The organism is Pseudomonas sp. B3G-3 (assembly GCF_028640915.1).
Lineage (GTDB): Bacteria > Pseudomonadota > Gammaproteobacteria > Pseudomonadales > Pseudomonadaceae > Aquipseudomonas > Aquipseudomonas chlororaphis_I.
This window is the reverse complement of record NZ_JAQZAB010000122.1, coordinates 1-12,299: the sequence shown is the minus strand read 5'-3', so window position 1 is coordinate 12,299 and position 12,299 is coordinate 1. Positions and strand designations below refer to the sequence as shown.

Sequence of the window (12,299 nt, the reverse complement as noted above, 5' to 3'; positions counted from 1 at the left end):
ATCCGCTTTTTCGCCGAGCTGGCGGACAAGCACGGCGGTTCGCTGGCCGCCACCCAGACCGACCGCCTGGGCATGCAGATCGCCGAACCCTATGGGGTGATCGCCGCCATCGCGCCGTGGAATTTCCCGCTGAGCATGGCCTCGTGGAAAGTCGCCCCGGCCCTGGCCGCCGGTAACGCGGTGGTGCTCAAGCCGTCGGAACTGACGCCGTACTCCAGCCTGCGTTTCGCCGAACTGGCGCTGCAAGCGGGGATCCCGGCGGGCATCTTCAACGTGGTACAGGGCGACGGCCGGGTCACTGGCGATGCCCTGTGTCGCCATCCGCGGGTGGCCAAGGTGACCTTTACCGGCTCCACCGCCACCGGTTCGAGCATCATGTCCACCTGCGCCCTGGTCGGGCCCAAGCCGGTGACCCTGGAGCTGGGCGGCAAGAGCCCGCAACTGGTGTTCGCCGACGTGCCGGACATCGCCAGGACCGCGCGCACCGTGGCCATGGCCATTACCGGCAACGCCGGGCAGGTCTGTGTCTCCGGTTCGCGGCTGCTGATCGAACGCTCGATCATGCAGCCCTTCGTCGAGCACCTGCGGACGTACTTCGAACAATTGCGCCCGGGGCCGACCTGGTCGTCGGCCAGCACGCTGTCGCCGATCATTTCCCGGCAGCAGGCCAACCGCATCGACGGCATCGTCCAGCGTTCGCGCCAGGCCGGCGCCGAGGTGCTCTGTGGCGGCGGCTTGTTCGATGGCCTGGGCGGCGCCTATTACCAGCCGACCCTGCTGACCGGCCTGGACAACAGCAATCCGGCGGTCTGCGAGGAGATCTTCGGCCCGGTGCTGACGGTGCAGGCCTTCGACGACGAAGCCGAGGCCCTGGGCCTGGCCGAGCACGCCACCTACGGCCTGGCCGCCGGGGTGCACACCGCCGACATCAACCGCGCCCTGCGCCTGGTCCGGCGCCTGGAAGCGGGCTCGGTGTGGATCAACCGCTACTCGAACATCACGAATGGCACTGCGTTTGGTGGGTACAAGAACAGCGGGATTGGTCGGGAATTCTGTCACGAGACACTGAATGCCTACTCCCAGGTCAAGACCGTTACGGTGCAGTCTGAAGTGCCGACGACAGCCTGGTTTGCACCGCGTTAAACCCGGAGCACAAAAGAGCAGGCGGTTTTTGGATTTTGGGGAAGTGCCCTCGCCGGATCCCGGCGGTATGAAGCACCAGGATTCATTCGCCGTCGTCCGAACCGTGGCTGGCTAACGTCCCCGGGGTAACAATAGAGGGTTATCGCCTGCGCTCCCCTTCTCAAACTAGACTCCCTGTACGTTCTTCACTCGACATTTGAGAGTTAAAACATGCGCTTACGAGATCTTGGCATTGCAATCGGCACAGGTACACCGGGAGCCTTCAACGCCATCACCGATGTACCCGGTGTGCGCGTTGGTCATCACACACTCAATGCCGAGAGCGCCGATGGCTCGATGCATACCGGTGTCACCATCATCGAGCCGCGTCCGGTTGCAGCGCATTTGGCACCGTGTTTTGCGGGCGTTCACGTGCTGAACGGCAACGGTGACGCCACCGGCCTGGAATGGGTTCGCGAGGCAGGGTTGCTGACCACGCCGATCGCCTATACCAACACCCACAGTGTTGGCGTGGTGCGTGATGCGCTGGTGGCTGCCGAGCGTGAGATGGGCAAGCAGCACACCTACTGGTGCATGCCGGTGGTGCTGGAAACCTACGACGGCATCCTCAGCGATATCTGGGACCAGCACATCAGCGCCGAGCATGTTCAGGCCGCCCTGGCCGATGCGCGTAGCGGTCCGGTGCAGGAAGGTTGCGTGGGCGGTGGCACCGGCATGATCTGCCATGAATTCAAAGGCGGCATTGGCACCTCATCGCGGGTACTGAGCAGCGAGGAGGGCGGCTGGACCGTCGGCGCACTGGTGCAGGCCAACTATGGTGTACGCGAAGCTTTGCGCGTCGCGGGTTACCCCGTGGGCAGCGTATTGGAAGACATCCCTTCGCCCTACGACGGCCCGTTGAATGTCGGCGTGCCCGGCATGGGTTCCATCGTAATCACCATCGCTACTGATGCGCCACTGCTGCCTCATCAGTGCACACGTCTGGCCCAGCGAGCGAGTATCGGATTGGCACGGGTCGGCGGTGGTACGGAAGACGACAGTGGGGATATATTCATCGCGTTTTCGGTAGGCAATAGTGGCCTGCCGATTTCCAACCTGGGGCATCCGGGCCCCGCGACGACGCCATTGCACATGGTCAACAACGACTACATATCGGCCTTGTTCGTGGCTGCAGCGGATGCTGTCGAAGAGGCCATATTGAACGCGATGTTGGCCGCGAATAATCTGCAGGGGCGCGGCAGAGAAGCGCTTGCACTCAAGCCTGATCATTTATTGGCGGCGATGGCAAAAGTCGGTTGGGCACCACAGCCCTGAGGGCTTAGTCCTGGGCCTGAAGAAACAACAGGAACAGTTCAGACTGGGACTTGATCCCCAGCTTGTTGTACATGTGCCGGCGATGCACTTTCACTGTCTCGACAGAGATCGCCAGCTTGCGTGCGATCTCTTTATTCGAGCAGCCACTGAGCATCAATTGGGCAACCTCTGCTTCGCGGGCCGACAGCGCGGAGCTGATTTGCAGTGCGGGTGACTGCAGACGCTCCTGCCAGTCCGGTGCCGGTTCCGGCGTGCTCTTGAGCTCCTGTTCAAATACGCAACGCTGACGCATCAAACCGGCCACCCAGGGCTGGATCAGCCTCAATAATGCGATTTGTTCCTGGCTGAAGCAGCAATGGCTACCCAGTGACAGGCTCAGGGTCCGATCAAGGTCCAGTTGCACGTTTATATGGATCTCGTCGGCTACCACGTTCAAGCGAAAGTAGCGTTGGTAATAATCGGTCTGCTCGAAACATTCTGGGGCGACATCACCCAGTTGGAACAGCCCACTTTTCGGCGATTCCCGATTGGCGAGGTAAAAGGGATCGAGCAGGTAGAGCCCCTTGAGGTAGTCCTGGAACAGCGAGTCACTGCTGCCATCTTCACCCTGGGATTCAGCGAGAACCTGGGGCCTGCCGGCACTGAAGATCAGCACCACCCAGTTGTCCATCGGTACATATCTGCTGAGCAAGCGCGCCATTGATCGCCAGAAATGCGGGCGGTCCAAGGTCTCGATCAACCGGCCAACCGAGTCATGCCAAGCCACGTCCTGCAACGTCAGATTCATCTCACTACCCACTCGGAGGTACCCCATCGAAGTGATTTTTTGCCACGCGGGTACAGCCCATACTCGCTTCAGGCCGGCGTACACACGGTGTCAGTACGGCCTCAACTATACACAAGGATCAGCCATGAAAATTGAACTCATGCAGTTAGCCGGTCGCGATGGCGATACCGCCTATAACCTCAGGCGTGCCTTGGAAGCCATCGCCCACTGCGACGCGGACACCGACCTGTTGGTGTTTCCTGAAACCCATTTAATGGGCTTCGTCGCCGGTGATCAGCTGGCAACGGTCGCAGAAACTCTCCAAGGCCCGACGCTGCAATCCGTGCAACAGGCAGTACGCGAACGGGGTGTTTCGGTGGTCATCGGCCTAGTCGAGAACGACACGGGCGTGTTCTACAACACTTCAGTACTGATTACGCCTGATGGGCTCTCACTGGGTTATCGAAAGACGCACCTGTGGCCTTCAGAGCGGGGCGACATCACTCCCGGCGACCGTTTCGGCACTGTTCTTTTCAAAGGTGTGCGTATCGGCATTCTGATTTGCTACGACATCGAACTGCCGGAAACCGCACGCGCACTCGCCCAACTGGGCGCCGAGTTGATCATCGTCACCAACGGCAATATGGCCCCTTACTTCCCGGTGCATCGCACCGCGATCATGGCCCGGGCCCAGGAAAACCAAGTATTCACCGTGATGGTAAATCGCGTGGGGCCGGGCGATGACGGCCTGGTGTTTGCCGGCGGCAGCGCCGTGATCGACCCATTCGGCCGCGTGCTGTTCGAGGCCGGGCGCAAGGAAACACGGCAGATGATCAGCCTTGACCTGACGCAAGTCCAAGCCGCCCGCGTGGATTATCACTACCTCAATGACCGCCGCCTGACGCTTCCTGGTGAGACCGTGGAACACGCCGACGGCCGCCGTGAATTGCTGATTCGCTGATCTCGCTTTACCCCTTCATAACAATAATCGGGAGTTCTCATGATCGTTATTCGATGCATGCAATGGAGTCTGGCCGTGGCCTTCAGCAGCCTGGTGCTTTGTGCTCAAGCCGCAGAACCGAAAGTCAATATCTACAACTGGTACGATTTTATTGCTCCGGACACGCTGAAGAACTTCCAGGCGCAGACCGGTATCCAGGCCGCGTATGACGTGTTTGATAACAGCGAGGTCATGCAGAGCAAACTCATGGCCGGGCGCAGTGGTTACGACGTGGTGGTGGCTACCGGCGATCTGTTGCCGAACCTGATCAAGGCCGGTGTGCTCAAGGAATTGGATCGCACGCAGTTGACCAATCTGTCTCACCTTGATCCGGATATTCTGGCAAAGGTGCAAACCAACGACCCCGGTAATCGTTACGCCGTGCCTTACCTGTGGGGCACCACGGGAATCGGCTATGACGTGGATAAAGTCCGGGCGATCCTGGGCACGGACGCACCGGTCAACTCCTGGGATTTGATTTTCAAGGAAGAAAACCTCGCCAAATTAGGCGAATGCGGCGTGGCCATGCTGGATGCGCCAGGCGAGATCATCCCCATTGCCTTGCATTACTTGGGCTTACCTTATAACAGCCAAAACCCCGATGACTATTTGAAAGCTCAGACGTTGCTGCTGAAGCTGCGCCCGCATATTCGCTACTTCGATTCTTCACGGTTTATTACGGACCTAGCCAACGGCAATATCTGCGCCGTAGTGGGATGGGCCGGCGGAGTAATAGACGCCAAGAAAGCCGCCGACGCCGCCGGCAGTGGCCGGAAGATTCAGTACAGCATCCCCAAAGAAGGCGCTCCGGTCTGGGTCGAAAGCCTGGTGCTGCTCAGCGATGCGCCGAACCCTCAGCAAGGGCTTGCCTTCATCGACTATATGCTAAGCCCGGAAGTGATTGCTCAGTCCTCCAACTACCTCAGTTACGCCAACGCCAATAAAGATGCTCGGAGCTTGGTTGATGAAAAGGTAAGGGACAATCTCGGAGTTTACCCTTCAAAAGCGGTGCTGGATACGCTGTTTCCTTTAGAGCCTTTGCCGCTGAAGTTGGAGCGCGTGCGTACGCGGACCTGGAGTAAAGTCAAAAGTGGCACTTAAGGCGCCGGAAAATAAGGGACATGCCCAGGCGCGTCCGGTTGACAGCGTGATAAGGCAAGCCGGTGTGTAGGGTGATTAAGTTGCGTGACTGGTAGTGCTGATTAGAGCCCAAAATTCGCTGTGCAAGAAGATCCGGGTAAGCATTCGCACCGGCATGTTCAATCCGGAGGAGGCAAAGTGCGCCAATGACGTAGTGGTAGACCTTCAGTATCCAACCGATGACGTGTGGCTCCTGACGAAGGTTGCTGTAGATGCCCTTAATCGGGAGTTCCGGCCTGGCTTCAACTACAGCAAGGCCGAGGTCATGCTGCTGAACCTGTGCCAGCCTGGTGAGTACTCCGACGATCTCTTCGCCACCTCTCAGCCGGCCGAGGCTACCAGAGTGATGGCAGTGTTGGACTAGATCAACGAACGTTGGGGGAGGGGAACGCTTCGATCTGCCAGCGTTCCGACCAATCCTGATTGGGGAATGCGCCGGGAAATGATGAGCCAGCTATACGACAAGGCTTGACCAGTTGTGGCGTGTTCATTGTTTCTAATTCATTTGATAGAAAAAGGCCACCCGAAGGTGGCCTGTTGTTATGCGGCAATCAATTGCCTGGCAAGTGTCATCTCCACTGAATCATCCTGGCTCCAGCCGGCGATCATCGAACCTGTGTCGTGACCTTTGGCAGCCAATGGCTCAATCGTCTGTGTCGTCAGTTGGGGGTGATGAAGTTCCAAGTAGGCCTTGATCTCCCCTTGAGTCGCGTCATCGATGCAACCGGCGAATTGAGCGACTTTGAAGGAGACGGCATTCAGCCAACCTTCAGTAAACAACTGACCACGGTGGCGTTTGGTTTTCAGCTTGCGGCGCTTTTGCTGAGCGACATGTTCACGGCGGGCTGCGACCAACTGGTGGTGCAACATTGAGTAGGTGTAAGCCGCAAGCTCAGGCGATACTCCCTTGCCCAGGAACTTGAATGACTACCCACTCACCGGGTTGAAATAGGCAAGGTGGCTGCAGTCGAAGGCTTTTGCGTAAGTTGCTGCCAACGAGTGCAAGCAGTTTCGAGGTGCTCGGCGGGTAGCGTCTGCTGCTGCGCTGGCGACATCAGGCGGAATAAGGCACCTGGCTGCGAGTAGTCGTCGGTCCGGTGATTCCAATGATCAGCCGCGCCTTCCAGGCTCAGCGGCGGTTCCGCGAAGTCCGGCTGCTCAGCCCATTCACCGTAGCTGTTGGGCTCGTAGACCAGCCGCCCACCCTGGTTGCCATCGACTCGCATCTGACCGGGTGATAGCTGTGGAACGGACAGCGCGGCGCATTCACCGGAATCATCGAGTGATTCACACCCAGCCGGTAGCGCTGCGCATCGCCGTAGGAAAACAACCGTTCCTGCAGCATCTTGTCCGGCGAAAAGCCAATCCCGGGCACCACGTTGCCCGGATTGAATGCGGCCTGCTCAACCTCGGCGAAGACGTTTTCCGGGTTGCGATTGAGTTCCAGGGTGCCGACTTCAATCAGTGGGTAGTCCTCGTGGGGCCAGACCTTGGTCAGATCGAACGGATTGATGGGGTAGCTGCCGGCGTCGTTCTCCGGCATTGCCTGTACGTAAAGGGTCCAGCGCGGGAAGTCGCCGTTTTCGATGCTGGTGAACAGGTCTCGCTGATGGCTCTCGCGGTCGCCACCGACCAGTTGCCCGGCCTCGGCGTCGGTAAGGTTCTGGATGCCCTGCTGCGTGCGCCAGGTGAACTTGACCCAGTGCCTCTGGTTGGCGGCGTTAAGGAAACTGAAGGTGTGGCTGCCGAAGGCGTGCATGTGACGGTAGCTGCGCGGAATGCCACGGTCGCTCATGACGATGGTCACCTAGTGCAGAGCTTCAGGCAGGTTGGTCCAGAAGTCCCAGTTGTTCTGTGCGCTGCGCATACCGATGCGCGGGTCGCGTTTGACCGCGTGGTTGAGGTCGGGAAACTTCAGGGGATCGCGCAGGAAGAACAAGGGCGTGTTGTTGCCGAGCAGGTCCCAATTCCCCTGCTCGGTGTAGAACTTCAGAGCGAAACTACGGATGTCGCGCTCGGCGTCGGGGCACCGCGCTCCCCGGCAACGGTGGAGAAGCGCACAAAGATGTCGGTCTGCTTGCCGATCTGCGAGAACAGCGCGGCCTTGGAATAGCGCGTAATGTCGTGCGTCACGGTGAACGTACCGTAGGCGCCGGATCCCTTGGCATGCATGCGCCGCTCGGGAATCACTTCACGGTCAAAGTGGGCGAGCTTTTCCAGGAGCCACACGTCCTGCAGCAGAACCGGGCCTCTCGGTCCGGCTGTCTGGGTATTGTTGTTGTCGACGACGGGAGCGCCGGCGGCGTTGGTTAGCTTGATCTTCGACATAACGGATGCTCCTCAAACCAATGCGCTGAGCAGCTCGGCCGTGGTGACGATGGCATGGGCAAAGGTCGGCCCGTTGATTTCGTGAGCGGCGTGTAGCGCTTCCTCGGAAAAAGCCGCAGTGGCATCGCGGACTAGAGTCACGTGGTAGCCCAGTTCGGCGGCGAAGCGCGAGGTGGCTTCGATACAGGTATTGGCCAGCAGGCCAATGACAATGACCCGCCGCACTCCGTGCTGCTTGAGCTGCAGGTCAAGGTCAGTATTGGCGAAGCCACTGCCGCCCCAGTGCTCCTGCACCACAACATCCTCATCATGGGGCTGGAACTCCGGGTGCCATTCCCCACCCCAGCTGCCGGCGGCGAACACCTGCGCCTTCGCCGCGCCCAGTTGGTAAGGGCTGGGATGCAGCCAGTCCTGGAAGTCGTCGGGCTGCGCGCGGTGATGCGGTACATAGAAAACGCGGATTTCGGCCTGCCGTGCAGCGGCCACTACAGCGCGCAGATTAACCAATGTGCCGAGGCGGTCAGCAATCGGTTTGGTCAGACCGCTGAGCTTGCCACCCTCGCTGAGGAAGTCGTTGTAGGGGTCGACCAGCAGCAGGCCGGTATCCTGTTTCGAGTAGTTCATGAGGTTTTTCTCCCATCTGCTCAGCGCAGATCTGGTGCTGCGTGGCCGGTCACCTGTTGCTAACGCTCCAGGTGACTGGCAGTGACAGGTCGCCAGGGAAGTAATCGTTCTGAATGCCAACCACGACCATTGCCTTGCTCATCGTGTGTCTCCTTTCGATGGGCCCGCTATGGGTGGGCGGATGATGTGGGCTCAGCTGCGCAGGAAGGCCAGCAGGTCTGCGTTGAGTTGCTCCTTGTGGGTATCCGCCAGGCCGTGCGGCGCGCCGGGATAGATCACCAGCTTGGCCTCGACAATCAGCTTGGCCGAGGCCAGACCGGCCGCCCCGATAGGCACGATCTGATCGTCGTCGCCGTGCAAGACTAGGGTCGGAATATCGAACTTCTTCAGATCTTCGGTGAAGTCGGTTTCCGAAAATGCCTTGATGCGGTCGTAGGCGCTCTTGTGCCCGGCCATCATGCCTTGCATCCAGAACGCGTCGATCACGCCCTGCGAAGGCTTCGCCCCAGGCCGGTTGTAGCCATAGAAGGGACCACTGGCGATGTCCTTGTACAGTTGCAAGCGGTCGGCCAGGGAGCCTTCACGAATGCCGTCGAATACCTCGCGGGGCAGACCGCCGGGATTAGCGTCGGTTTTCAGCATTAAAGGCGGCACGGCGGAAATCAGCCCGGCCTTGGCCACGCGTTTGGTGCCGTGACGGCCGATGTAGCGCGCCACCTCTCCACCGCCGGTGGAGAAGCCGAACAGCACCGCGTTCTTGAGGTCTAGGGTTTCGATCAGCTCGGCGAGATCGTCGGCATAGGTGTTCATCTCGTTGCCGTCCCAAGGCTGGCTGGAGCGCCCATGCCCCCGGCGGTCGTGAGCGATCACGCGGTAGCCCTTGCTGGCCAGGAAAATCATTTGCGATTCCCTGCTATCGGCATTCAACGGCCAGCCGTGGCTGAAGACGATGGGCTGGCCGCTGCCCCAGTCCTTGTAATAAATCTCAGTGCCGTCGCGGGTAGTGATGATGCTCATGGTCGTTCTCCTTACGTGTGAGGTACCACTGGAAGTAGCGCGGAGAGTGGCCAACTGCTTGCAGAACCCTCCGTGCGAATGAGTCAGCCGCGCATTGGAGCGGCCGGGTACAGGTGGGTGCGCTGGCGGCGCAAGTGCAGCAACTGATAAGCCAGGCCAGCAAGAAAGATCAGCACGGCGATGAGCAGCGCCCGCGGAAAAGAACACAACCTCCTCAGATGCCGAAGGGATAGTCGGGGCATTCGTCTTCGGAATTAACAATGTGCGCACTGGGTCCGGATAGCCGGCAGCGAGCGAGCCATCGGCAGTGCTGAGCACGACCGTCGAACTGAAGCCTTGCACCAGATTCAGTGTATAGCTGCCATTGGCATAGGCGGTCAGCGTGTAGTCGACGCTGGCATCCACGGTTGCGGCGTTGTTGTCGAAATCGCCGGTCAACGTCCCTGCAAATTGGTACGCGCCATTACCATCCGGTGAGGGCGACTGCTCGACGAGCGTGCCGGTTCCGGTGGTGGTTGTGTTGTCTGGCCTGGCGAGGGTGAATTGGTTATGCACCAACGAGATATCCAGTCCGTCGGAGCCGGCCGAATTACTCCAGTAACTAGTTTGCGGCAGGACGCTACCGGTCCCGATCAGGTTGCCAAAGGCGAGTGCTGGGCCGTCATCTTCGAAGATGATCTTGGAGCCGATTTCGGCGGTCGTAACAGCAGTTTGGAGCAGTGTGAAACCACCGATATCAAAATCGGCGTGGGTATTGCCTTTGGCGTCGAGGGCCGCTCCGTTCTCGATGAGTACGCGGTTGTGATCATCTGTTGTGGTGTATTCAATCTGGTAGCCGGCTTTAACGTCGGTGATGGTTGCAACCCCGTCAGCATCAAAAGTGATAGTAACATAGCGGGATCATCCTCCGGTCCGTCTGAATCCTCGATCACCAGCCCGGTACTGATGTTGATGACGAGAACATTGGTGATCTCAACGAGCGAATCATTTGCATAGCCGTCGATGAAATTCACGCCAGATTCAGCAGTGGTGCTGTATGCGCAGATTTTTACGACAGCACTCTTACCGCTTTGCAACTGCACGACGTCGAAATTGGCCTTCTTCGCATTGAGGACGTCGGTAAAGTCGATGTTGGCTTCAACATCTGCTTCGTTCTGATCCAGGTTGGGAATGGTCACATCCTGCCTGACACCGGTGACGAACGTATAACGAATGCCCTCCTGTTCCGTATTCATCTGGCTGTTGGTGCCGAAGGTGGTAGGGCCACCCGCCTGGCTGGTATTGATCGTGTGTCGCCAGTCGTTATATTGACGCCAACTGACTAATTCGCCGGATCCTTGCCGGTGGCGATGATGGTGGGATCCGTGATCCGCACGACACCGTTGACTGTTTCAGTTGCTGGATCCGCCGTTGTGAACATCAGGAAGAGGTTCTGACCGGAGGGCGCATTGGCCAGACTGAATTCCAGGTCCTGACTGGTTCCGACGAATACCTTATCCAGCAGATTGAGCGAATCATCAGGGTTCGTAGCATCTGGATGCTGGAGCGGTTGGTACTCCACCGTCCAGATCTTGCCGCCGGTGATCTGGCAATGCACTTGTGTTGATCAAACTTGAGCCGGAGTAGTATCTCCAAGGCCGCAATAGAGGCGTTGATGGTAATAATCCACAATCATTCATTCGATCAAAATCTACTCAAGATCCGATAAGGGGGCACTTCTGAAGGGTAATGGCACCATTGTTGGGCACTGGAAACGTCGTCCTGGAAGTGGATAGATCAATCCAGGGCTCCAGCGTGTCGAAAAAACCTTCAGTTGTCCCTTTCATCTCCGGAGCTCCGGACTGCGGATATATGATCTCGATGTCAAACTCATTGAATCTGGCAACTGTCGCTCAAACAGCATGAGGTGGATGGCTGCAGTACCAACCATCCACCTTGTTAGACTCAGGTACCCGACTTGATCTTGGTCCAGGCTCGGGTCCGTGCCCGCTCCGCGTCGCGAGGTAGCGGCTGCAAGGTGTACAGCGTGCTCATCGCCGCGTCGGTCGGGTACAGGTTGGGGTTGTTGCGGATCGCCGGATCGACCCGCTCGGTGGCGTCCTTGTTCGGGTTCGGGTAGCCGACGAAGTCGCTGACCGGGGCGATTACCTTCGGTTGCAGCAGGTAGTTGATGAAGGTGTAGGCATCGTCCGGGTTCTTCGCGCCTTTGGGGATCGCCAGCATGTCGAACCAGATCGGCGCCCCTTCCTTGGGCAGGCGCATGTCCACCACCACCCCGTTCTTGGCTTCCTTGGCGCGGTTGGCGGCCTGGGAGAAGCTGCCGGAATACCCCACCGCCACGCAGATGTCGCCGTTGGCGATGTCGGCCATGTACTTGGACGAATGGAAGTAGGTGACGTAGGGGCGGATCTTCAGCAGCAGCGCTTCGGCCTTGGCGTAGTCCGCCGGCTGCTTGCTGTTGGGGTCCAGGCCCAGGTGCTGCAGGGCCAGCGGCAGGATCTCCGACGGCGAGTCGAGCAGGGCCACGCCGCACTGCTTGAGCTTGCTGATGTTCTCTTCCTTGAAGATCAGGTCCCAGCTGTCCACCGGCGCGTTCTCGCCGAGGGCGGCCTTGACCTTGGCCGGGTTGAAGCCGATCAGGATGGTGCCGTACATGTAGGGCACGGCGAACTTATTGCCCGGGTCGTTGGCTTCGATCAGCTTCATCAGCTTGGGATCGAGGTGGTTCCAGTTCGGCAGCTTGCTACGGTCCAGCGGCTGGAACACCCCGGCCTCGATCTGCTTGGCGAGGAACACGTTGGACGGCACCACCACGTCGTAGCCGGAGTTGCCGGTCAGCAGCTTGGCCTCCAGCGCCTCGTTGGTGTCGAAGATGTCGTAGACCAGCTTGACCTGGCTGTTCTCGGCCTTGAAGTCTTCCAGGGCCTTGGGGGTGATGTAGTCGAACCAGTTGTAGACACGCAGGGT

The 12,299-nt window shown here is 59.1% G+C and carries 9 protein-coding genes and 3 pseudogenes; 5 read left to right on the top strand and 7 right to left on the bottom strand.

From position 1 onward, the window contains the following. Both PVZ80_RS25485 and PVZ80_RS25480 read left to right on the top strand, forming a co-directional pair. The coding region (locus PVZ80_RS25485) for an aldehyde dehydrogenase family protein (protein WP_273864732.1) at positions 1 to 1,143 on the top strand (1,143 nt) is incomplete at its 5' end. Between the two features lie 210 nt (positions 1,144 to 1,353). Then, entirely contained in the window at positions 1,354 to 2,457 is a 1,104-nt protein-coding gene (locus PVZ80_RS25480) for a DmpA family aminopeptidase (RefSeq protein ID WP_273864731.1), read from the top strand. A 4-nt stretch (positions 2,458 to 2,461) separates the two neighbouring features. On the opposite strand, the gene PVZ80_RS25475 is transcribed toward PVZ80_RS25480, so the two are convergent. Then, the gene (locus PVZ80_RS25475) at positions 2,462 to 3,244 is read right to left on the bottom strand and encodes a response regulator transcription factor (protein WP_257373757.1); all 783 of its coding nucleotides are present in this window, start codon (positions 3,242 to 3,244) and stop codon (positions 2,462 to 2,464) included. A 124-nt stretch (positions 3,245 to 3,368) separates the two neighbouring features. On the opposite strand from PVZ80_RS25475, the gene PVZ80_RS25470 reads away from it, so the two are divergent. The 3 genes and pseudogenes from PVZ80_RS25470 to PVZ80_RS25460 all read left to right on the top strand — a co-directional run. Then, entirely contained in the window at positions 3,369 to 4,184 is an 816-nt protein-coding gene (locus PVZ80_RS25470) for a carbon-nitrogen hydrolase family protein (RefSeq protein WP_257373758.1), read from the top strand. A gap of 39 nt (positions 4,185 to 4,223) precedes the next feature. Then, complete coding sequence (locus PVZ80_RS25465) at positions 4,224 to 5,324, top strand: polyamine ABC transporter substrate-binding protein (protein WP_273864730.1); 1,101 nt, start codon at positions 4,224 to 4,226, stop codon at positions 5,322 to 5,324. Positions 5,325 to 5,424: 100 nt separating this feature from the next. Then, a pseudogene (locus tag PVZ80_RS25460) lies at positions 5,425 to 5,863 on the top strand (DUF4113 domain-containing protein); the annotation flags it as partial. Between the two features lie 40 nt (positions 5,864 to 5,903). Here PVZ80_RS25460 and PVZ80_RS34115 read toward each other — a convergent pair. The 6 genes and pseudogenes from PVZ80_RS34115 to PVZ80_RS25430 all read right to left on the bottom strand — a co-directional run. Next, positions 5,904 to 6,233 (bottom strand): DUF7168 domain-containing protein, encoded by a 330-nt coding sequence (locus tag PVZ80_RS34115; protein WP_435307287.1) that lies wholly within the window; start codon positions 6,231 to 6,233, stop codon positions 5,904 to 5,906. 65 nt (positions 6,234 to 6,298) lie between these two features. Further along, positions 6,299 to 7,691, bottom strand: a pseudogene (locus PVZ80_RS25450) (catalase). A gap of 12 nt (positions 7,692 to 7,703) precedes the next feature. Then, the gene (locus PVZ80_RS25445) at positions 7,704 to 8,315 is read right to left on the bottom strand and encodes an isochorismatase family cysteine hydrolase (protein ID WP_257373761.1); all 612 of its coding nucleotides are present in this window, start codon (positions 8,313 to 8,315) and stop codon (positions 7,704 to 7,706) included. Between the two features lie 192 nt (positions 8,316 to 8,507). Then, the gene (locus PVZ80_RS25440; RefSeq protein WP_273864733.1) at positions 8,508 to 9,332 is read right to left on the bottom strand and encodes an alpha/beta fold hydrolase; all 825 of its coding nucleotides are present in this window, start codon (positions 9,330 to 9,332) and stop codon (positions 8,508 to 8,510) included. Between the two features lie 645 nt (positions 9,333 to 9,977). Further along, a pseudogene (locus PVZ80_RS25435) lies at positions 9,978 to 10,917 on the bottom strand (DUF5801 repeats-in-toxin domain-containing protein); the annotation flags it as partial. 359 nt (positions 10,918 to 11,276) lie between these two features. Next, positions 11,277 to 12,299, bottom strand: a 1,023-nt coding sequence (locus tag PVZ80_RS25430) for a polyamine ABC transporter substrate-binding protein (protein ID WP_273864729.1), incomplete at its 5' end; no start/stop codon positions are given.